This is a genomic window from Kitasatospora sp. NPDC097605 (assembly GCF_040302725.1).
Lineage (GTDB): Bacteria > Actinomycetota > Actinomycetes > Streptomycetales > Streptomycetaceae > Kitasatospora.
In genome coordinates this window covers 275,139-294,768 of the sequence record NZ_JBEOSF010000005.1, presented here as the reverse complement: position 1 = coordinate 294,768, position 19,630 = coordinate 275,139, and the positions used below count along the sequence as shown (strand labels likewise).

21 protein-coding genes are annotated in these 19,630 nt (G+C 73.8%); all 21 read right to left on the bottom strand.

Annotation, left to right across the window (positions count from 1 at the left end; genetic code table 11):
- Positions 1 to 454 precede the first annotated feature (454 nt).
- Positions 455 to 805, bottom strand: coding sequence for a histone-like nucleoid-structuring protein Lsr2 (locus ABTX81_RS08645; protein WP_344339286.1), 351 nt, complete (start codon positions 803 to 805; stop codon positions 455 to 457).
- A gap of 92 nt (positions 806 to 897) precedes the next feature.
- The gene (locus ABTX81_RS08640; protein WP_344339283.1) at positions 898 to 1,434 is read right to left on the bottom strand and encodes an amino-acid N-acetyltransferase; all 537 of its coding nucleotides are present in this window, start codon (positions 1,432 to 1,434) and stop codon (positions 898 to 900) included.
- 9 nt (positions 1,435 to 1,443) lie between these two features.
- A complete protein-coding gene (locus ABTX81_RS08635) occupies positions 1,444 to 1,881 on the bottom strand; it encodes a BlaI/MecI/CopY family transcriptional regulator (protein ID WP_350542477.1) in 438 nt (145 codons plus the stop codon).
- Positions 1,882 to 2,000: 119 nt separating this feature from the next.
- Positions 2,001 to 2,123 carry a hypothetical protein gene (locus ABTX81_RS08630; RefSeq protein WP_350542476.1) on the bottom strand — a complete coding sequence of 41 codons (123 nt, stop codon included), beginning with the start codon at positions 2,121 to 2,123 and terminating at the stop codon, positions 2,001 to 2,003.
- 4 nt (positions 2,124 to 2,127) lie between these two features.
- Positions 2,128 to 3,684 carry a bifunctional lysylphosphatidylglycerol synthetase/lysine--tRNA ligase LysX gene (gene lysX, locus ABTX81_RS08625; RefSeq protein WP_350542475.1) on the bottom strand — a complete coding sequence of 519 codons (1,557 nt, stop codon included), beginning with the start codon at positions 3,682 to 3,684 and terminating at the stop codon, positions 2,128 to 2,130.
- 145 nt (positions 3,685 to 3,829) lie between these two features.
- Entirely contained in the window at positions 3,830 to 4,603 is a 774-nt protein-coding gene (locus ABTX81_RS08620) for a hypothetical protein (protein WP_350542474.1), read from the bottom strand.
- Between the two features lie 117 nt (positions 4,604 to 4,720).
- A complete protein-coding gene (locus ABTX81_RS08615) occupies positions 4,721 to 5,959 on the bottom strand; it encodes an ABC transporter permease (RefSeq protein ID WP_350542473.1) in 1,239 nt (412 codons plus the stop codon).
- Complete coding sequence (locus ABTX81_RS08610; RefSeq protein WP_350542472.1) at positions 5,956 to 6,672, bottom strand: ABC transporter ATP-binding protein; 717 nt, start codon at positions 6,670 to 6,672, stop codon at positions 5,956 to 5,958. Before ABTX81_RS08610 ends, ABTX81_RS08615 begins: the two co-directional genes overlap by 4 nt.
- Positions 6,669 to 8,336: a peptidoglycan-binding protein gene (locus ABTX81_RS08605; protein WP_350542471.1), complete on the bottom strand. Its 1,668-nt coding sequence runs from the start codon at positions 8,334 to 8,336 to the stop codon at positions 6,669 to 6,671. Before ABTX81_RS08605 ends, ABTX81_RS08610 begins: the two co-directional genes overlap by 4 nt.
- Before the next feature lie 88 nt (positions 8,337 to 8,424).
- Positions 8,425 to 9,384, bottom strand: coding sequence for a hypothetical protein (locus ABTX81_RS08600; protein ID WP_350542470.1), 960 nt, complete (start codon positions 9,382 to 9,384; stop codon positions 8,425 to 8,427).
- Positions 9,385 to 9,474: 90 nt separating this feature from the next.
- Positions 9,475 to 10,437 (bottom strand): hypothetical protein, encoded by a 963-nt coding sequence (locus ABTX81_RS08595; RefSeq protein ID WP_350542469.1) that lies wholly within the window; start codon positions 10,435 to 10,437, stop codon positions 9,475 to 9,477.
- 90 nt (positions 10,438 to 10,527) lie between these two features.
- Positions 10,528 to 10,944 carry a hypothetical protein gene (locus ABTX81_RS08590; RefSeq protein ID WP_350542468.1) on the bottom strand — a complete coding sequence of 139 codons (417 nt, stop codon included), beginning with the start codon at positions 10,942 to 10,944 and terminating at the stop codon, positions 10,528 to 10,530.
- Positions 10,945 to 11,081: 137 nt separating this feature from the next.
- On the bottom strand, positions 11,082 to 11,363 hold the full coding sequence (locus ABTX81_RS08585) for a LuxR C-terminal-related transcriptional regulator (RefSeq protein WP_350542467.1): 282 nt from the start codon (positions 11,361 to 11,363) through the stop codon (positions 11,082 to 11,084).
- A gap of 177 nt (positions 11,364 to 11,540) precedes the next feature.
- Positions 11,541 to 12,335 (bottom strand): type III pantothenate kinase, encoded by a 795-nt coding sequence (locus ABTX81_RS08580; RefSeq protein WP_350542466.1) that lies wholly within the window; start codon positions 12,333 to 12,335, stop codon positions 11,541 to 11,543.
- An 85-nt stretch (positions 12,336 to 12,420) separates the two neighbouring features.
- A complete protein-coding gene (gene nadC, locus ABTX81_RS08575; protein WP_350542465.1) occupies positions 12,421 to 13,413 on the bottom strand; it encodes a carboxylating nicotinate-nucleotide diphosphorylase in 993 nt (330 codons plus the stop codon).
- 4 nt (positions 13,414 to 13,417) lie between these two features.
- Positions 13,418 to 15,094 carry an L-aspartate oxidase gene (locus ABTX81_RS08570; protein ID WP_350542464.1) on the bottom strand — a complete coding sequence of 559 codons (1,677 nt, stop codon included), beginning with the start codon at positions 15,092 to 15,094 and terminating at the stop codon, positions 13,418 to 13,420.
- 14 nt (positions 15,095 to 15,108) lie between these two features.
- Positions 15,109 to 15,558, bottom strand: coding sequence for an aspartate 1-decarboxylase (gene panD / locus ABTX81_RS08565; protein ID WP_350542463.1), 450 nt, complete (start codon positions 15,556 to 15,558; stop codon positions 15,109 to 15,111).
- 59 nt (positions 15,559 to 15,617) lie between these two features.
- The gene (gene panC / locus ABTX81_RS08560; RefSeq protein ID WP_350542462.1) at positions 15,618 to 16,523 is read right to left on the bottom strand and encodes a pantoate--beta-alanine ligase; all 906 of its coding nucleotides are present in this window, start codon (positions 16,521 to 16,523) and stop codon (positions 15,618 to 15,620) included.
- Positions 16,523 to 17,458: a Rossmann-like and DUF2520 domain-containing protein gene (locus tag ABTX81_RS08555; RefSeq protein WP_350542461.1), complete on the bottom strand. Its 936-nt coding sequence runs from the start codon at positions 17,456 to 17,458 to the stop codon at positions 16,523 to 16,525. The genes panC and ABTX81_RS08555 overlap by 1 nt, the downstream gene beginning before the upstream one ends.
- Positions 17,459 to 17,564: 106 nt before the next feature.
- Positions 17,565 to 18,257 (bottom strand): response regulator, encoded by a 693-nt coding sequence (locus tag ABTX81_RS08550; RefSeq protein ID WP_350542460.1) that lies wholly within the window; start codon positions 18,255 to 18,257, stop codon positions 17,565 to 17,567.
- A gap of 65 nt (positions 18,258 to 18,322) precedes the next feature.
- Complete coding sequence (locus tag ABTX81_RS08545; protein ID WP_350542459.1) at positions 18,323 to 19,555, bottom strand: sensor histidine kinase; 1,233 nt, start codon at positions 19,553 to 19,555, stop codon at positions 18,323 to 18,325.
- Positions 19,556 to 19,630: the final 75 nt, after the last annotated feature.

Genomic DNA, 19,630 nt, shown 5'->3' with positions numbered 1-19,630 from the left:
AGCCGACACCATTCCCAACCCGATGCTGGAAGACGGTGTTCCCGCACGGGTGCCGGATGCACCGGATACCGCTACGCCATCGGCGAACAACCTCCGCCACGGCGCTGCCGGTGGGTGTCCGACCGGTCACGCGTCCTGCCCCGGACGGGGTCGTGGACCCCGTCCCCCTGCATTCATACCCGGTATCGGGGTGGTTCTCGCGCAGTTTCCGCGGTGGCGGTGTTCGCCTGGCGAGAAGTCGGGCCGCCGCTGACGGTGGATCAGTCGGGGCCGGGGCCGGTGCGCCGGCCCGGTCGTCCGCGTCGCCGCTCCGCCCTTCCAGCGTTGCACAGGCGGTGACGGTGTGCGCCGCGGGGCGCGGAGGGGGTCCCTCCGCGCCCCGCGGGCATGTCGCGGACGCCTCACGCGCCGCCCGGGGCCCCGCACCCGTCCGGACGGCCGGGCGTCGCCCGGTTCAGGACGCGTTGGCCTTCTCGTAGGCCTCGCGCACATTGCTGGGGACGCGGCCGCGGTCGTTGACCTCCAGGCCCTGCTCCTTGGCCCACGCGCGGATCTTGGCGGTGTCCGGGACGCTGCCGGACGGACGCGGGGCGGACCCGCGGCCGGCGCGGCGGGTGCCGGCGAGGCGGCCGCTCTGCTTGCGCCCCTTCTCCACGTACGGCGCCAGCAGACCGCGGAGCTTGTCCGCGTTGGCGCTCTTCAGGTCGATCTCGTAGGCAACGCCGTCGAGCGCGAACGTGACCGTCTCGTCCGCCGACCCGCCGTCGAGATCGTCTTCAAGAATGACCTGCACCCTCTGTGCCACGGGCTTCCCTTTCCGCTAAACGACCCATTGCCTAAGGAAAGGAAAGCGCCTTTTCCCGGAAAACACAAACCCCTGGCCGTCCCGGGGGCGGCTCACAGGTGCAGCAGCATGCGCGAGTTGCCCAGTGTGTTGGGCTTCACCCGCTCCAGGTCGAGGAACTCGGCGACACCTTCATCGTACGAGCGGAGAAGTTCTTCATAGACATCCGTAGCGATCGCCGCCGGGTCTGTCGTACCATCATCGGTTTCCTGGAGCTCCCCGATCTCCACGAAACCGTGTTTCGCGAAGAAGGCGACCTCGAACGTCAAGCAGAAAATCCGACGGACGCCGAGCCAGCGGGCGGTCTGCAGCAGCTTCTCCAGCAGCAGGTGTCCGACCCCGTGGCCCCGGCAGGACCGGTCGACCGCGAGGGTGCGGACCTCGGCGAGGTCCTCCCACATCACGTGCAGCGCGCCGCAGGCGACCACCGTCCCGTCGTCGTCGCGTTCCGCGACCCAGAACTCCTGCACCGATTCGAACAGTGTGACGGTGGGCTTGTCGAGCAGAATCCCGTCGCGCGCGTAGGCGTCGATGAGCCCGCGCACGGCCCGCACGTCCGTGGTCCGCGCCCGGCGGATGGTGACCTCCATGGCGGGACGTTATCGTGCCGGCCCCGAGCCGGTCTCCCCGGTATCCGGTCCGCCCTCCGGGGAATCCGGTGCGGACGGATCGGACGGGGACAGAGCGGCCACCCGCAAGGCGTCCCGCAGCGCCTCCCGTTGCCCGGGTGACATCAGGCCGAAGAAGTGCACCAGGGCCGCCGCGGGATTGTCGCTGGTGGCCCAGGCGTCGTTCATCAGGGCCGCCGTGTACGCCTCACGCGAGGAGACCGGTTCATATCGATAGGCCCGCCCCGCGCGCTCCCGGCGGAGCCAGCCCTTTCTGTGCAGCTTGTCCAGGACGGTCATCACCGTGGTGTACGCGATATCGCGTTCCGACCGCAGATCCAGGAGAACCTCGCGAACCGTGACCGGTCGGTTCCACTGCCACACCCGGGTCATGATGGCGTTCTCAAGTTCGCCGAGTTGCCGGACCATAGTGCGGCCAGGATAGGGAGTGAATGGGGCAAATCTTGTGAAGTGCCGCCAAACCGGCGCGCCGCCACCCCCGGAATCCGGGAATGGCGGCGCGCGGTGTTCGCGGGCGACCGACGGGGTCAGTCGACCACGTCCTCCTTGGTCTTCTGGGCCCCGCCCTGGCTGCGGATGATGGCCCGCACCAGGAAGCCGAAGCCGATCGCCATGACCAGCGGCGGCACGATCGCGCTGACGTAGTCCATCAGGTCACTCCTCCTCGGTCTTCTCCGCCGCACCGGCGGAAGCCCTGGGCTCCGGCTTCACCAGCGGGAAGAGCACCGTCTCCCGGATGTTCTTGCCGGTGAGCAGCATGATCAGGCGGTCCACCCCGAGGCCGAGGCCGCCGGTCGGCGGCATCGCGTACTCCAGGGCCCGCAGGAAGTCCTCGTCGACCTGCATCGCCTCGACGTCGCCGCCGGCCGCGAGCAGGGACTGCGCGGTGAGGCGGGCGCGCTGCTCGACCGGGTCGACCAGCTCGGAGTAGGCGGTGCCGATCTCGGTGCCGAAGATCACCAGGTCCCACTTCTCGGCCACGCCCGGGACCGAGCGGTGCTGGCGGGTCAGCGGGGAGACCTCGGTCGGGTAGTCCCTGATGAAGGTCGGCCGGACGGCGTTCTCCTCCAGCAGGCGCTCGACCATCTCCAGCACGATCTGGCCGTGGCCCCACTCCTTCTCGAAGGGGATGCCGTGCTCGGCGGCCAGCTTGCGCAGCTCCTCGACGGAGGTCTCCGGGGTGACCTCGGTGCCCAGGCGGGCGGAGATGCCCGGGTAGACGGCGACCTCCTCCCAGGGCTCGGCCAGGTCGATCTCGTGCTCGACGCCGTGCGGGTCCAGGCCCTTGATCACCGTGGTGCCCAGGGCGTCCCGGGCGGCGTTGACGATGGTGGCCCGGATCAGCTCGGCCTGGGTGTCGTAGTCGCCGTAGGCCTCGTACGACTCCAGCGAGGTGAACTCCGGGTTGTGGGTGGAGTCCGCGCCCTCGTTGCGGAAGTTGCGGTTGATCTCGAAGACCTTCTCCGCGCCGCCGACCACCAGCCGCTTGAGGTACAGCTCGGGGGCGATCCGCATGTAGAGGTCGATGTCGTACGCGTTGATGTGCGTCTTGAACGGCCGCGCGTTGGCGCCGCCGTGCACCGGCTGCAGCATCGGGGTCTCGACCTCGATGTAGCCGCGCTCCTCGTAGGTGCGGCGGATCGAGCGGACCACCTTGGAACGCAGGTGGAGGATCTCGCGGGCCTCGGGGTTGACGATCAGGTCGACGTACCGCTGGCGGACCCGGGCCTCCGGGTCGGTCAGGCCCTTGTGCTTGTCCGGCAGCGGGCGCAGGCACTTGGCGGTGAGCTCCCAGCGGTCCACCATCACCGACAGCTCGCCGCGCCGGGAGGTGATCACCTCGCCCTCGACGCCGACCTGGTCGCCGAGGTCGATGTCGGACTTCCAGGCCGCCAGCCGCTCCTCGCCCAGCTTGTCCAGGGAGAACATCACCTGGAGGTCGCCGGAGCCGTCGCGCAGGGTGGCGAAGCAGAGCTTGCCGCCGGTGCGGGAGAGGATCACCCGGCCGGTGATGCCGACCCGCTCACCGGTCGCGGTGTCGGGGGCGAGGTCCGGGTGCTTGGCCCGGAGGTCGGCGATGGTGCTGGTCCTGGGGAAGCCGACCGGGTAGGGGTCGACACCGGCGGCCCGGAGCCGGTCCAGCTTCTCGCGCCGGACGCGCATCTGCTCGGGAAGGTCGTCGGTCGCGGGGATAGGGCTCTGATCGCTCACCCCACCAGGGTAGCCAGCCGGGACCGGTGCTCCGCCACGGGATAACCGTGCCGGGCGGTGCGGCCCGGCGGCCGGAAACGGAACCGGGGAGGCCGTACCGGACGGATCCGGCGCGGCCTCCCCGGGAGGCGGTGGCGGGGCGGGCTCAGCCGGTGCCGGTGGCCAACTCCACGTCCTCGGGCTCGGGCGGCGCCTCCGGGCCGGTCGGCGGCTTGGGACGGCGGCCGAACAGCTCGGCGGGGGTGGGCATCCGGTGCGGCCGGGCGGGCTTGCGGCCCTGCGGCGCGCGGGGGTCGGCGGACTGCTCGACGGGGGGCTCGGTGCTGCTCATCGGGATCCGTCCTCCAACAGGAGTGCCAACAGGACTGGGGCCAACAGGGGTCAGGGAAGCGTTCGGGGGTGCGGCGGGGCTCGGTACGGCGACGAGGTGGCGCTGGCCGGTGGTGAGGGCGAGCCGCTCGCGGACGGCGGCCTCGGCCAGCGCGTGGCAGCGCCCGGCCAGCCGGGAGCGGCGGGAGCGCTCGCCCTGGCCGCAGGGCTGGCGGCTGAGTCCGCGCAGCGCGGTGAGGTCCTCCGGCCCGGGGAGGTAGCCGTCGGCCACCGCCTCCTCCAGCCGTTCCAGGTAGCCGCTGGCGCTGCCGGGCAGGGCGGCCCGGTAGCGGGCGAGGTCGGCGAGGAGGAACGCGCGCAGCCGGCCGCCCTCCTGGACGGCCTCGTCGATCGCCTCGGTCAGGCGCAGGGCGTCCTGGACGTCCTCGGCCCACAGCGCGGCGCCCGCACCGGCGGGGGCCGGCCGGCCGGGGAGCTGGAGGTGGACGGGGACGGCGGGGTGCAGGGCTTGGGCGAGGGCGCGGCGCAGCACGCGGACTTCGTCGGCGCTGAAGGCCATGCCGCCGCGCGATCCGTGTGGCGTAGGCATGGGCTGACACTACGTGAGGAATATCCGATTTGTCGGTAGCGTCGCGCCGACGCCCCACGTTTGCCCCGGGAACGTCCTGCGGGCGGGTCGTGGAGACCCGCCCGCAGGAGGTCCGGCTCAGCGGCGCAGCGCCTCGGCGGGCTGGATCCTGGCCGCCCGCCAGGCCGGGTAGACCCCGGCCAGCAGTCCGGTGAGCAGGCCGATCGCCGGTGCGGCGGCCACCGTCGCCGGGTCGACCACCGGTGTCCAGTCCCGGCCCAGCGCCACCCCGAGCACCGTCAGCACCCCCAGCGAGGTGCCGATCAGGCCGCCGATCAGCCCCAGCGAGGCGGATTCGGAGAGGAACTGGCCGGTGATGTGGCGGCCGCGGGCGCCCAGCGCCCGGCGCAGGCCGATCTCGCCGGTCCGCTCCAGGACGGCGACCAGGGTGGTGTTGGCGATGCCGACCGCGCCGATCACCAGGCAGATCCCGGCCAGCAGCAGGAACAGCTGGTTGAGGTCGGAGGTGACGTTGGAGCGCAGGGTGCGCGGGTCCGGCGGCGGGACGGGCTTGAAGTACTCCGGGTGCGCCGGGTCCAGGGCGAGCGGGGCCTCGGCGGCGATCTGCCGGGCGGCGCCGATCCTGGTCGAGATGATCATCTTGGCCCGGTCGCGGTCGGGCTCGCCCCAGAGCCGGGCGGCGGTCCCGCGCGGCACCGTCACCGAGAGCAGCAGGTCCGCCTTGCGCTTCACGTCGTCGACGATCCCGATCACCGTGAACGGCTTGTTGTCCAGGAAGATCGCCGGCTGGGTGTCCAGCGTGGTGATGCCCAGCCGGGACGCCAGCGCCGCGCCGATCACGGCCACCTGCCGGCCGGTGGAGTCGTGCCAGCTGTCGAAGGTCCGGCCCTGCACCAGGTGCGGCTCGGCGGCCGCGAGCACCCCGGCCGAGGCGGCCACCACGGCGACCTGCTCGCCGCCGCCCTGCCGCCCCACCGGGGCGGCCCGGACCGTCCCGGAGGCCTGGGACACCGGCCAGTAGACGCCGGCCGCCTCGACCCCGTTCAGCCGCTGGATCCTGGCGTCGGCGTCGGCCGGGAAGGCGAGCGGCACCAGCTCCGGGCGGGTGCCGCCGATGTCCTCGACGCTCACCTCGGTCGCGCTCAGCACGCTGAACCGGGAGTCGATCTGCGAGGAGGTGGTCGCGGTCAGCCCCAGGATGGCCACGAAGGTGCCCACCCCGAGGACGGTGCCCAGACCGGTGAGCGCCGAGCGGGCGGGCCGCTGGAGCACCCCGGCCAGCGCCTCGGCGAGCAGGTCGCGCAACGGGAACCGGGAGGGCTCGACCACCCGGTCGCGGCGGCGGATCGGCCTCACGCCGCGGCCACCTCCTCGCGCAGCAGGCCGTCCCGGATCGCCACCGTCCGCCGGCCGCGGGCGGCCACCTGCGGGTCGTGGGTGATCAGCAGCACCGTCAGGCCCTGGGCGTGCAGTTCGTCCAGCAGGGCCAGGATCGACTCGGCGGTGACGGTGTCCAGGTTGCCGGTCGGCTCGTCGCAGAGCAGCAGCGACGGCCGGCCGACCAGGGCCCGGGCGATCGCCACCCGCTGCCGCTCGCCGCCGGACAGCCGGGTCGGCAGCGCGTCCAGCCGGTGGCCGAGGCCCACCCGGACCAGCGCGGCGCGGGCCAGCTCGCGCCGCTCGGCCGCGGCGCGCCGGCCCCGGGTGGCCGTGTAGAGCATCGCCAGGGCGACGTTCTCGGCCGCCGAGCGGTGCGGGAGGAGGTGGAAGGACTGGAAGACGAAGCCGATCCGGCGTCCGCGCAGCGCGGTGCGGTCGGAGTCCGGAAGGCTGCCGGTGTCGATGCCGTCCAGCAGGTAGTGGCCGGTGGTGGGGGCGTCCAGCAGGCCGGCGATGTTCAGGAAGGTGGACTTCCCGGAGCCGGACGGGCCGATCACGGTCACGTACTCGCCGGGGGCGACCGCCAGGTCGCACGGCTTCAGGGCGGCCACCGGCGGCGGGCCCGGGTAGGTCAGGCCGACCTGGCGGAACTCGATGACGGGGGCGGCCGTGTCGGGCGCTTCGCTCACTTGGCGCCCGCCCTGGTGGCGTCCTTGACGCCGACGATCACCTGGTCGCCCTCCTTCAGCGTGCCCTCGGTCAGCGGCCGGACCTCGGCGCTGCCGCCGCCGACCGTGCCGGGGGTGACCTCCACCCGGCGGCGCTGCCCGTTCTCGTACACCGTCACCACCGTCTTGCCGTCGGCCGTCGCGGAGACCGCCGACAGCGGGACGACCAGCACCGGGCCGGCCGAGGAGGCGGCCTGGACGGTCAGCCGGACGTCCTGGCCGGCCAGCCGCGGGTCCAGCGGGGCGTCCGGCTGGACCACCATCGGGTAGCCGTTCGCGGCGCCGCCCGGCGCGGGGGCCGGGTTCTGGCCGCCGCCGGGCCCGCCGCCCTGGGCGGCGCCGGCCTGCTGGCCGTCGCCGGGGGTGTCGGCGACCGCGCCGACCTTGCCGGCGGCCTTGACGCCGGTCACCTCGGAGAGGACCTCCACGGTCTGTCCGGGGTGCACCAGGCCCTTGTCGGAGAGGGTCAGGCTGCCCTTGACCACCAGCGCCCCGGCCGACACGGTCAGTACCTTGCCGGACACCTCGCCGCCGACCCGGCCGGTCACCGCGTCGACCCGGGCCGGGAAGCCGGAGAGGAAGAGCAGCTCGGCGGCCGGGACCATCGGGCCGGCGGCGGTCTTCGCGTCCGTCACCTTCTTCCGCAGCTTGGCGAGGTCCTCGGTGGCCCGGTTCACCTGCTTCTGGGCGGTGTCGACGGCGGTGCGGGCCGCGTCCACCGGGCTCTCCCCGGCCGGGGCCGGGGCCGCGCCGCCGGGGGCGGCGGGACGGCCGGTGTCGCCCGACCCGGTGGTCGGCGTGGCGCTCTGCTGCGCCTGCTGCTGGGCCTGCTGCTGCTGGGCCTGCTGTTGCTGGGCCTGTTGCTGGGCCTGCTCCTGTTGCCGGGCGGCCGTCACCGCGTCGTCGTAGCGCTTCTTCGCCTGCTTCAGCGCGTCCTTGGCGTCCGCCAGCGCGCGCTCGCCGCCCGTGACCGCGTCCTGGGCGGCGGTCACCTGGGCATCCCCCTCCGGCGTGGCGGGCAGCGGGTCGTAGCCGCGCGCGGCGTAGAAGTTCTTCACCGCCTCCTTGGTGCCGGCGCCGTAGCTGCCCTCCGGGTCGCCGTCCGAGCCGAAACCCAGCTCCTTCAGGGCCTGCTGGAGCTGCTTGACGTCCTGTCCGGTGGCGCCCGGCTTGAGGTCCCGGTACACCGGCAGGTCGCCGTGCAGCGCGAACACCGGCCGCCCCGCCACCTCCAGCACCGACTGCCCGGCCTGCACCTGGTCGCCGACCTTGGCCGGCAGCTTGGTGACCACCGGCTTCGCCCCGGTCGTCCCGCCGCCCCCGGCCGGCGCCACGTCCACCGACTGCCCGGCGCTCACCTGTCCGCGGATCACCACGGAGTCGGTCAGCACCCGCTTCTCCACCGCCGCCGTCAGCACGTCCGGCGCCGGCGGCTCGCTGTCGGCCGCCGCCTGGGCGGGCGATTTGATCATCGTCGACGCCGCCACCCCGCCTCCGGCCAGCGCCACCGCCGCCGCCACGACCAGCACCAGTGCCCGTCGACGCCGCCGGACCCCCCGCTCGCCGCCGCCCATCTCGTCGTCCGCCGCCTCCGGCGTCACGTCCGACCCCTCGAACTCGGCCACGACCCACCCTTGTCCTGGAAATCGATCCAACTGTTCGACTGCGGGTTCAACCTGACGTGATCTCAAGGCCGCACCCGATCCACCCTGCTCACCCGGCCGCCGCCCGGGTCGCCTCCTGCGCCATCCGCCGGTCGGCGTCGGCGGCCTCCTTCAGCACCTGGGCGTTCTGCTCCACCAGCTGCTGCTCCGCCTGCGAGCGGACCTGGACCCACACGTCCGCCAGCCGGCCGGCGGTCCGGCAGTCGGCGTCCGCCCGGGCGACCGCCAGCTCCTGCGAACCCGCGGCGCCGACGACCTTCTCGAACTGCTGCTCCGCCTCCAGCGGGCTCGCGTAGCTGTAGCCGCTCGGCTTCATGCACGCCGACCACTGGGCGAGCGCCGCGACCATCCGGGCGTCGGCGGTGGTCCGCCGGTCCGCCTCCTCCGTCAGCTCGCGCAACCGCCTCTGGGCCGAACTCCCGGCCGGATCGGCCGCCGTGAGCCGGGCCGCCGTCTCCTTGGCGCACTTGCTCGCCGCGGTGCCTGCCGCCGGGTCCGCGGCGACGGGCTGCTCCGTCTCCGGCGGCTTCGCGTCCCGGCCGTGGGCGGAGCCGGCGTAGCCGAAGTCCTTCAGCGCCTGGGCGGACGGCCACGCGTACGGGTTCGCGACGCCCCCCTGCGTCTTCTGCTCGGCGATGAGCTGCTCGGCCGTCACCGGCGGCCGTTCGGTGACCTGGTACCCCTGCTCCCGGGCGCACTTCGCGGAGATCTTGTTCAGCGCGTTCGCGAGGACGGCCCGGCTCTCCGCGTCCCCCCGCAGCGCCGCCTCCAGCGGCCACCCCACCTCCCGCGCGGCCTCGGTGGCGCCCTGCGACAGGGGCGGGGCGGCCCCGGCGGCCCCGGTGGCCGAGGAGGCCGTGGAGCCCCCGCCGGCACAGCCGGTCACGGCCACGGCCACCACCGCGGCCGCCGCCGCGAGCGGCACCGGCGTCCACCGGCCCCGCCGGAACCCCCGCCCGCCGCCGCCCACGTCTCCGTCCGCCACGTCCGACCGGTCGAAATCGGCCACGCCCCCACCCTCGTTCCGGAAATCCGAGACAACTGTCCTGCTATGCAGACGAGCTGACTGTCCGTCGGGGTTGTCGCCGATTCTCCTGGCTCACCCGGCCGCCAGGGCCTGGGCCGCGGTGCGCAGTCGGTCCTCGTTGTCCTTGCGCACCTGGGCGAGGGCCGGGGCGTTCTGTTCGATGAGCTGGGTCTCGTAGGCCGCCTCGACGGTGAACCAGACGCCCACCACGTTGGTCTGCTCCTTGCAGGCGACGTCGGCGACCGCGGTGGCGCGCTCCACGTCGGTGGGGGTGGGGGAGGTCCACCGCGGGTCGTCGAGGACCTTGATCGGGTCGGCGTAGTCGTAGCCCTTGCTCTTCATGCACTCGGACCAGGACCGGAAGACGGCCAGCACCCGGTCGTCGGTCTTGGACCGCTCCCGGGCGGTGGCGTCGATGTCCCGGGCGAGCTGGGCGTCGCCGCCGTTGTTGTTGGCCGGGTTGGCGCCGAGCTTGTCCTTGGTCTCGCCCACGCAGCCGCCCTTGGGCACCGTCGCGCCGTTGTAGTCCTGCCCGCCCTGGCCGTTCTTGGCGCCCGCGGCGGCGCTGCCGGTCAGCACCATCCGGGTGGCGTCGGAGACCTGGGGCGGCGCCGGTGCGGCGGTGGGCTGGTCGCCCTCGGCCGCGTGGTAGCCGTTCGCCTGGGCGCGGGCCGCGGTGCTCTCCAGGTACCGGCGGTCGGTGCGGCTGCGCGGCCGGTTCCCGGTGGGGATCTGCGGCGGGGCCTGGTACTGGATGCCGAACCGCGCCATGCAGCGGCTCACCAGCACGGACTCGGCCCGCTCCAACTGGTCCCGCTGCTCGAAGCCGAGCAGGTAGGGGTCGATCGGCAGGGCCTTGTCGGCGGCCGAGGCGATGGTCGGCGCCGCCGAGACCGGCGGGACCCCCTTGACCTGCGTCGACGGGCCCTCGCTCTCCTCGGACGTGGTGCTCGTGCAGGCCGCTGCGAGCAGCGCGACGACGCCCGCGAGGGCCACGCGGGCCGCGGGCGTCACGGTCGGGCGGTAGTGCGTCATGGCGTGGGGTCTCCGTGGATCGGGCGAAGGGGGCCGCCGCCCCGGGTGGCCGGCCCCGGCGGTGCGAAGGGGCCGGCCACCCGGTGCTGATCAGCCGGTGAACTTGGCTCCCGCGTTGTTGTCGTGGGTGACCGTCAGGTCGGCCTCGCCGTACCGGGCGATCCAGTCGATCCGGCCGCTTCCGCCGCCCGCGCTGAACTCGTACACGGTGAAGGAGCGGTCGGGGTTCCAGTTGTCCGCGTAGGCGGCGTGGTTCTTGACGTACACGCCGGCGCCGCTGGTGCCGTGGGCGCCCGGGTTGAAGCGGTAGAGCGTGCCGTAGTTGGAGATGTCGCCCTGCTGCTCGAAGAAGGCGCCGTAGCCGTGCCCGCTGGAGTTGTAGTACAGGCAGGCGCTGTACGTGTGGCAGTCCCCGTCGAGGGCGGAGGCCTGCGGGGCGACGGCCACCCCCAGGCCGACGGCGGCGAACAGCGCCGCGCCGGCGCCGGTGATTCGCTTGAGGTTCATCGGAGAGTTCCTTCGAACTGCCCGCCGGTGTCGCACCGGCGGGACCGCGAAGGAGAGGAGCGCACAGTGCTCCCCCCCAAGAGCTGCCGGGGTGTGCGAGAGAACCCGGCGGTCATGAATCTAGGCGGTCGTTCGGGTCATGACCATTGTCCGCAAGGACAGGAGGCCATGCGGTGGTAGAGCGCGATCATCGCCAGGCGCAGCCGCGAGTCGACGCCGAGGCGGTCCATCAGGGCGGCCACGTGCGCCTTGACGGTGCGTTCGGTGATGCCGAGGCGGTCGGCGACCTCCTGGTTGGAGAGGTCCAGGACCAGGAGGTGGAGCACCTCTTCCTGGCGGTCGCTCAGGCTGTCGATCCGGGACGCCGAGGTGCGCAGGTCGTCCAGGGCGTCATCGACGGCCACCATGGTTCCGTGCATGTGTTTCCCCCCTCAGTGCCTACCGCTCCTCGACGGGAAGCGGCGGGTGATGGGGCCCCGTTGCTCGACGCTAGCACGGTGCGGAGCACGGGTGTTGATCACGTGCGGTCGCGATGGGGGGACCGTGCGTGAATGTCCTCGTTCGCGAAGGTGTGATCCGCGTCACATTCCGGCGGCTCAGCTCGGGCGGTTGCGCTCGTAGACCAGACGCAGGCCGATGAGGGTCAGCCAGGGCTCGTGGACGTCGATCGAGCCGGCCTCGCCGAGGACGAGCGGGGCCAGGCCGCCGGTGGCGATCACCTGGACGTCGTCCGGGTCCTTGGACAGCTCGCGGGCCATCCGGTCGACCAGGCCGTCGACCTGGCCGGCGAAGCCGTAGAGGATGCCGGACTGCATGCCCTCGACGGTGTTCTTGCCGATCACATTGCGCGGGCGGGTCAGCTCGATCTTGCGCAGCAGGGCGCCGCGGTTGCCGAGCGCCTCGACCGAGATCTCGATGCCGGGGGCGATCGCGCCGCCGACGTAGTCGCCGCGGGCGTTGACCGCGTCGAAGGTGGTGGCGGTGCCGAAGTCGACCACGATGCACGGGCCGCCGTAGAGGTGGTTGGCGGCCAGCGCGTTGACGATCCGGTCGGCGCCGACCTCCTTGGGGTTGTCCATCAGGACGTGCACCCCCGTCTTCACCCCCGGCTCCACGATCACCGCGGGGACGTCGCCGTAGTAGCGGCGCGTCACCTCGCGGAACTCGTGGAGCACGGAGGGGACGGAGGAGCAGATCGCCAGGCCCTCGACCTTCGCCTCGGAGATCGCGGTGCGCGACCCCTGCGAGCCCATCAGGCCGTGCAGCAGCACCGCCAGTTCGTCCGCCGTGCGGCGCGGATCCGTGGAGATCCGCCAGGTCTCGACGACCTCGTCGCCGCCGAACAGGCCGAGGGTGGTCTGGGTGTTGCCGACGTCGATGGTGAGCAGCATGGGGTGCTTTCTTCGTCGAGGACCAGCGGACGGACGGACGGACGGGCGGTCGGGCGGACGGTCAGGCGGTCAGGCGGACGGACGGTCAGGCGCGCAGGTCCAGGCCGATGTCCAGGACCGGCGAGGAGTGGGTCAGCGCGCCCACCGCCAGGTAGTCGACACCAGTCTGGGCGACCTCGCGCGCGGTGGCCAGGGTGAGCCCGCCGGAGGCCTCCAGCTTGGCCCGGCCGGCCACCAGGGCGACCGCCTCGACCAGCTGGGGGACGGTGAAGTTGTCCAGCAGGATCAGGTCGGCCCCGGCCTCCAGGACCGGCGCGATCTGCTCCAGGGTGTCGACCTCGACCTCGACCGGCAGCTCCGGGTAGGCCGCCCGGACGGCCCGGAACGCCTCGGCGACGCCGCCGGCCGCGACCACGTGGTTGTCCTTGACCAGCGCCGCGTCCGACAGCGCCATCCGGTGGTTGGCGCCGCCGCCGCAGCGGACCGCGAACTTCTCCAGCGCGCGCAGGCCCGGGGTGGTCTTGCGGGTGTCGCGGACCACCGCGCCGGTGCCCTCCAGGGCGTCCGCCCAGGCGCGGGTGGCGGTGGCGATGCCGGACAGGTGGCAGAGCAGGTTGAGCGCGCTGCGCTCGGCCGTCAGCAGGTCGCGGGTGCGCGAGCGGACCGAGAGCAGCACCTGGCCGGCCTCGACCCGGTCGCCGTCCTGGACGTGCCGCTCGACCTCGAACTCCTCCTCGCAGACCAGCGAGACGACCGCCTCGGCGATCCGCAGGCCGGCCACCACGCCGGCCTGGCGGGCGGTGAAGTCGGCGGTGGCGACGGCGTCGGCCGGCACGGTCGCCACCGAGGTGACGTCCTCGCCGCCGGCCAGGTCCTCGGCCAGCGCCAGGGTGGCGATGTCCTCGACCTCGATCGGGTCGAGCCCGGCCTCCTCCAGCAGCTCGGCGAGCTGCGGGTCCAGGCCGGTCTCGTAGCCCTCGCCGTCCCCGCAGGCGCAGCCGTCGCCGCAGCCGCCGGCCAGCGGGAGCTCCTCGTGCTCGTGCTCGTGCAGGTGGGTCACGTCGGTCGCGTCGGTCATGGTGTTACTGCTCCTCGGGGGTGCTGACGGGGCCGCCGGAGGCGGTGAGGGTGGTGATCAGGTGGCGTCGCCCGTGCGTGTCGTCCCGCTCCGGGAAGTCCTCGCGCCAGTGGCAGCCGCGGGTCTCCTCGCGCTGCGCGGCGGCGGTGACCAGGGCGTCGGCGACCAGCAGCAGGTTGGCGGCCTCCCAGGTCTCCACCCGGGGGTCGGCCGGCTTCTGCTCGGCGGCGTCGGCGCGGGCGTGCTCGGCGAGCAGCGCCAGCCCCTGCGCCGTGGCGGCCATCGACGCGGCGGAGCGCAGGACGCCCGCGCCGCGCGACATCAGCCGCTGGATCTCGGCCCGCGCCTCGGGCGCGGGCAGCGGCACCGGGCGGGCGGCGCGGGCGGCCGCCGCGTCGACGGTGCGCTCGGGCAGGTCGCCGGCCGTGTGCCGGGCGGTCAGGTCGGCGGCGATCCGCTCGGCGAAGACCAGGCCCTCCAGCAGCGAGTTGGAGGCCAGCCGGTTGGCGCCGTGCACCCCGGTGCAGGCGACCTCGCCGCAGGCGTACAGACCGGGGACGGAGGAGCGGCCGTGGCCGTCGGTGCGCACCCCGCCGGAGGCGTAGTGCGCGGCCGGGGCGATCGGGACCGGCTCGGTGACCGGGTCGATGCCGTGCGCGCGGCAGGACGCCAGGATGGTCGGGAACCGCCGCTCCCACATCTCGGCGCCGAAGTGCCGCCCGTCCAGGAACATGTGGTCGGTTCCCTGCTCCTGCATCCGGCGGGTGATCCCCTTGGCGACGATGTCGCGCGGGGCCAGCTCGGCGAGCTCGTGCTGCCCGACCATGAAGCGGACGCCGTCGGCGTCGACCAGGTGGGCGCCCTCGCCGCGGACCGCCTCGGAGATCAGCGGCTGCTGGCCGTGCGCCTCCGGGCCGAGCCAGAGCACGGTGGGGTGGAACTGGACGAACTCCAGGTCGGTGACCTCGGCGCCGGCCCGCAGCGCGAGCGCCACGCCGTCGCCGGTGGAGACCGCCGGGTTGGTGGTGGCCGAGAAGACCTGGCCCATGCCGCCGGTGGCGAGCACCACCGCGCGGGCCCGGACGGCGCCGACGCCGTCCCGCTGCCCCTCGCCCATGACGTGCAGGGTCAGCCCGGCGGCGTGCCCGTCGGCGTCGGTGAGCAGGTCGAGGACGAGGGCGTGCTCGATGAGCTCCACCTCGGGGTCCCGCCGGACGGCGTCGACCAGGGCCCGGGATATCTCGGCGCCGGTGGCGTCCCCGCCGGCGTGCGCGATCCGGTTGCGGTGGTGGCCGCCCTCGCGGGTGAGCAGGACCGCGCCGTCCTCGCCGCGGTCGAAGGCGGCGCCGACCGCGATCAGCCGGCGGACCGCGTCCGGGCCCTCGGTGACCAGGGTGCGGACGGCGTCCTCGTCGCAGATCCCGGCGCCGGCCACCAGGGTGTCGGCCAGGTGCTGCTCGGGGGTGTCCCCCTCGCCCAGGGCGGCCGCGATGCCGCCCTGGGCCCAGCGGGTGGAGCCGTCGTCCAGCATCGCCTTGGTGACCACCATGACCCGCAGGCCGGCCTTGCGGACGTTGAGAGCGACGGTGAGCCCGGCCACGCCGGAGCCGACCACGACGACATCGGTGTCGGTGGTCCAGCCCGGTGCCGGGGCGGTGAGGCGGTGCGTGACGGCGGACATGTCGTGCTGGCTCCTTAGCGCGCGGCGGCGTCGACGGCGCCGCTGCCGCCACGGTACGCCGCGTCCCCGCGCAGCAGTCCGGTGCCCTCCCCGGCCTCGGCCGGGTCCCCGCCGGTGCCGGTGATCCGGTTCCGCTCGTCGACGAAGACGACCTTGGGGAGGTAGCCCTTGGCCTCGGCGGTGTCCATCTGCCCGTAGGCGATCAGGATGACGAGGTCGCCGGGGTGGACCAGCCGGGCGGCGGCGCCGTTGATGCCGATGACGCCGGAGCCGCGCGGCCCGGCGATGGTGTACGTCTCCAGCCGGGCGCCGTTGTTGATGTCGACGATGTGGACCAGCTCGCCGGGGAGCAGGTCGGCGGCGTCGAGCAGGTCCTCGTCCACCGTGACCGAGCCGACGTAGTGCAGGTCGGCCTGGGTCACGGTGGCCCGGTGGATCTTGGACTTGAGCATGGTGCGGAGCATTGCGGGTCACGCCTCCTGTGAGTGCATGCCTAGGGGGGAACTGCGGTGGGACTACCGGATCACCGGACGATGACGCGGGCGTTGTCGATCAGGCGGGTCGCGCCCACCTTCGCGGCGACGGCCAGCACCGCCTCGCCCTGGAAGTCGTCCGGCGCCTCGGTGAAGTCGTGCGGATCGATCAGGGCGAGGTAGTCGAGGTCCACGCCCTCGGCGGCGTCCAGCACGGCCGAGGCGGCCTCGCGCACGGCCTTCGGGCCCCGCGCGGCCGCGTCCCGGCCGGCGAACAGCGCCTCGGACAGGGCGAGGGCGCGGACGCGCTCCTCCGCCGAGAGGTAGCGGTTGCGGGAGGAGAGCGCCAGGCCGTCCTCCTCGCGGACGGTCGGCACGCCGACCACCTCGACGTCGAAGTCGAGGTCGGCCACCATCCGGCGGACGATCGCCAGCTGCTGGGCGTCCTTCTCGCCGAAGAAGGCGAAGTCCGGGTCGGTGATGTGCAGCAGCTTGGCGACCACGGTCAGCACGCCGTCGAAGTGGCCGGGCCGGGTGGCGCCCTCGTAGCGCTCGCCCATCGGGCCGGCGGCCAGCCGTACCTGCGGCTCGCCGTTCGGGTAGACCTCGTCGACGGACGGCGCGAAGACCACGTCGGCGCCGTTGGCCTCGGCGAGCCGCAGGTCCTCGTCCAGGGTGCGCGGGTAGCGCTCCAGGTCCTCGCCGGCGCCGAACTGCAGCGGGTTGACGAAGACCGAGACGGCGACCCGGCCGTCCCGGCCGACCTGCTTGCGGGCGGCGCGGATCAGCGCCGCGTGGCCCTCGTGCAGGGCGCCCATCGTCATCACGACCGCGTTGTCCACCGGCTGCTCGTCCGGCCAGAACGCCGCCTCGAAGTCGTCGACGGTGTGCGTGAGCACGGCCCGGTGGACCTTCGGGGCGCGCTGGGTCTTGCCCGGCTGCTTGCCGCGTGCCATTACTGCTTCTCCTCGTTCAGTACGTCCAGCAGCGCCGCCGCCGACGCTTCGTCGATCGTCCCGTGGGCCAGGGCCCGCTGGGCGGTGGCGCGGGCCATCGCCCGGTAGGCGGCCGGGATGTCCGGGGACACCGTACTGAGCTGCGCCAGGTGGCGCCGCACGGTGCCGGCGTCGCCCCGGGCGACCGGGCCGGTGAGGGCCGCGTCGCCGGAGCGCAGCGAGTTGTCGAGCGCGGCGCCGAGCAGCGGGCCGAGCATCCGGCCGGGCTCGGCGACGCCCGCCGAGCGCAGCAGCTCCATCGCCTGCGCGACCAGCGTGACCAGGTGGTTGGCGCCGTGCGCGAGGGCGGTGTGGTAGCGCGGGCGGACGTCCTCGGGCACCCACTCGGGCTCGCCGCCCATCTCGACCACCAGCGCCTCGGCGACCGGGCGCAGCTCCTCGGGGGCGGTCACCCCGAACGGGCAGCCGGCCAGCCGGGCCAGGTCGACGGAGGTGCCGGTGAAGGTCATCGCCGGGTGCAGCGCCAGCGGCAGCGCGCCGGTCCGGGTGGCCGGCTCCAGCACGGCCACGCCGTGCGCGCCGGAGGTGTGCACCAGCAGCTGGCCGGGGCGGACGGCGCCGGTCGCGGCGAGGCCGGCCACCAGGTCGGCCAGCGCGTCGTCGGGGACGGTGAGCAGGACGAGGTCGGCGGCGGCCAGCACCTGCGGCGGGGTGACGATCCGTACGCCGGGCAGCAGCGTCTCGGCACGGCGGCGGGAGGCGGCGGAGACCCCGGAGGCGGCGACCACCTTGTGGCCGGCCAGCTGCAGGGCGGCGCCGAGCGCCGGGCCGACCCGGCCGGTGCCGACCACGCCGACGGCGAGCCGCGCGGGGCGGTTGCCGGGGTCGGCCGGGTCCTCGAGCGGGGCCAGATCGCCGTAGTCGGACAGACTCACGCACCCACCTTTGTCCAGGGGACCCGTTCCGGTCCACTCGACGGGTACCGGACGTACCGGCCCATTCTACGGGCGGCGGGAACGGGCCCGGGCGGCCCGAGCGGGCTCAGTCCGAGGCGCCGGCCCGGATCAGGCCGGCCTCGTAGGCCAGGACCACCGCCTGGACGCGGTCGCGCAGGTTCAGCTTGGCCAGGATCCGTCCGACGTGGGTCTTCACGGTGGCCTCGGAGAGCACCAGCCGGGCCGCGATCTCCCCGTTCGACAGGCCCTGCGCGACCAGCAGGAACACCTCGCGCTCGCGCTCGGTGAGCGGGCCGAGGGTGTCCGGGCGGCCGGGGCCGCTCTGCGGGGTGGGCAGTACCTCGGCGAACCGGTCGATCATCCGGCGGGTGGTGGTCGGCGCGACCACCGCGTCCCCGCCGTGGACGGCGCGGATCGCGGCCACCAGCTCGGTCGGCGGCACGTCCTTGAGCAGGAAGCCGCTGGCGCCGGCCTTGAGCGCGGCGAAGGCGTACTCGTCGAGGTCGAAGGTGGTGAGGATGAGCACGTGCGGGGCGTCCGGCAGCGGGCTGCCGTCCTCGGCCAGGCAGATCTGCCGGGTGGCCTGCACACCGTCCAGCCGCGGCATCCGGACGTCCATCAGGATCACGTCCACCGCGGTGTGCCGGAGCTTCTCCACGGCCTGGGCACCGTCCCCGGCCTCGGCGGCGATCTCGATGTCGCCCTGCGACTGCAGGATCATCCGGAATCCGGTACGCAGCAGCTCCTGGTCGTCGACCAGCATCACGCGGATGGTCAAGGGTGGCTCCTAGCTCCTCGGGGGGAACGGCGGGGGAACGCGGGGGTCGGTGGGCGGTGCCCGGGTCAGTGGGCCGCCTTGAGCGGCAGCACGGCGCGGATCCGGAAGCCGCCGCCGGGCCGTGGCCCGACGTCGAGGCTGCCGCTGACCATGCCGACCCGCTCGCGCATGCCGATCAGGCCGTGGCCCTGGCCGTCGGTGCCGCCGGCCGCCAGCTGCTCGTCGGTGCTGCCGCGCCCGTCGTCCTCGACCAGCACGGCCAGCTCGCGCTCGCCGAAGTCGACCGCGACCCGGGCGTGCACATCGGGGCCGCCGTGCTTGCGGACGTTGGTCAGCGCCTCCTGGACGATCCGGTAGACCGTCAGCTCGACGCCGCGCGGCAGCTCGCGCGGATTGCCCGAGGTCGCGAAGTCCACCTGGAGGCCGGCCGTGCGGACCTGGTCCAGCAGCTCCGGCAGCTCCTCGACGCCCGGCTGCGGCACGTACTCCTCGCCCTTGGTGTCGGCGGTGCGCAGCACGCCGAGCAGCCGGCGCATCTCGACCAGCGCCTGTCGGCCGGTGGAGGCGATGGTGCCCAGCGCCTCCTTGGCCTGCTGGGGCGAGTTGTCCAGCACGTAGGCGGCGCCGTCCGCCTGGACGATCATCACCGAGACGTTGTGCGCGACCACGTCGTGCAGCTCGCGGGCGATCCGCGCCCGCTCGGCGGCGACCGCCACCTTGGCCTGGGCGTCGCGCTCGCGCTCCAGCCGGGACGCGCGGTCCTCCAGCTCCACCAGATAGGCCCGGCGGACCCGGGTGAGCCGCCCCCACGCCCAGCAGAGGATGAACGGGGTGGTCATCATCCCGGCGTAGAACAGCGCCTCGGGGATGGAGTACTCGACGTAGCTGATGTCGCCGTCGGGCAGCCGGGTGGCCTTCATCGGATGGAGCCGCCAGAACACCAGCGGGCCGGCCAGCAGTCCGCCGGCCAGGGCCGCCCGGGACGTCCACGGCCGGCCGAAGGCGGCACCCGTGTAGGCGAACACCAGATAGGCGATGCTGGAGATCGCCGGGTTGACGTCGAGGGCCACCTGGGTGAGACCGACGGTGATCGCGGCGGCCACCGTCAGGTCGGGGAAGCGGCGCCGGAAGACCATCAGCAGCGGCAGGACGACGGCGACGACGAGGCCGACCACCGCGCGCCAGCCCTCGTTGCCGCTCCCCTCCTCCGGCAGGATGCCGAGGACGAGCACCAGCGCGGCCCAGGCGGAGTCGACCACCATGGGGTGTCGGCGGAGCCACGCGTTGAGTCGATGCACGGGTCAAGCGTAGGCAGGTGAGGCCCGCCCCAAGGTCCGCCGGGAGAGCGATCCGCCCTACTCCCTAGGTCGGAG

Excerpts from the sequence above, each read along its gene's own strand:
- ABTX81_RS08590 (WP_350542468.1), bottom strand. The coding sequence starts at position 10,944 with ATGAACCTCAAGCGAATCACCGGCGCCGGCGCGGCGCTGTTCGCCGCC.
- ABTX81_RS08580 (WP_350542466.1), bottom strand. The coding sequence starts at position 12,335 with ATGCTGCTCACCATCGACGTCGGCAACACCCAGACCACCCTCGGCCTG.
- nadC (WP_350542465.1), bottom strand. The coding sequence starts at position 13,413 with ATGACCGACGCGACCGACGTGACCCACCTGCACGAGCACGAGCACGAG.
- ABTX81_RS08635 (WP_350542477.1), bottom strand. The coding sequence starts at position 1,881 with ATGGTCCGGCAACTCGGCGAACTTGAGAACGCCATCATGACCCGGGTG.
- ABTX81_RS08585 (WP_350542467.1), bottom strand. The coding sequence starts at position 11,363 with ATGCACGGAACCATGGTGGCCGTCGATGACGCCCTGGACGACCTGCGC.
- ABTX81_RS08620 (WP_350542474.1), bottom strand. The coding sequence starts at position 4,603 with ATGCCTACGCCACACGGATCGCGCGGCGGCATGGCCTTCAGCGCCGAC.
- ABTX81_RS08630 (WP_350542476.1), bottom strand. The coding sequence starts at position 2,123 with ATGGACTACGTCAGCGCGATCGTGCCGCCGCTGGTCATGGCGATCGGC.
- panC (WP_350542462.1), bottom strand. The coding sequence starts at position 16,523 with ATGGCACGCGGCAAGCAGCCGGGCAAGACCCAGCGCGCCCCGAAGGTC.
- ABTX81_RS08595 (WP_350542469.1), bottom strand. The coding sequence starts at position 10,437 with ATGACGCACTACCGCCCGACCGTGACGCCCGCGGCCCGCGTGGCCCTC.
- ABTX81_RS08640 (WP_344339283.1), bottom strand. The coding sequence starts at position 1,434 with ATGGAGGTCACCATCCGCCGGGCGCGGACCACGGACGTGCGGGCCGTG.
- panD (WP_350542463.1), bottom strand. The coding sequence starts at position 15,558 with ATGCTCCGCACCATGCTCAAGTCCAAGATCCACCGGGCCACCGTGACC.
- ABTX81_RS08570 (WP_350542464.1), bottom strand. The coding sequence starts at position 15,094 with ATGTCCGCCGTCACGCACCGCCTCACCGCCCCGGCACCGGGCTGGACC.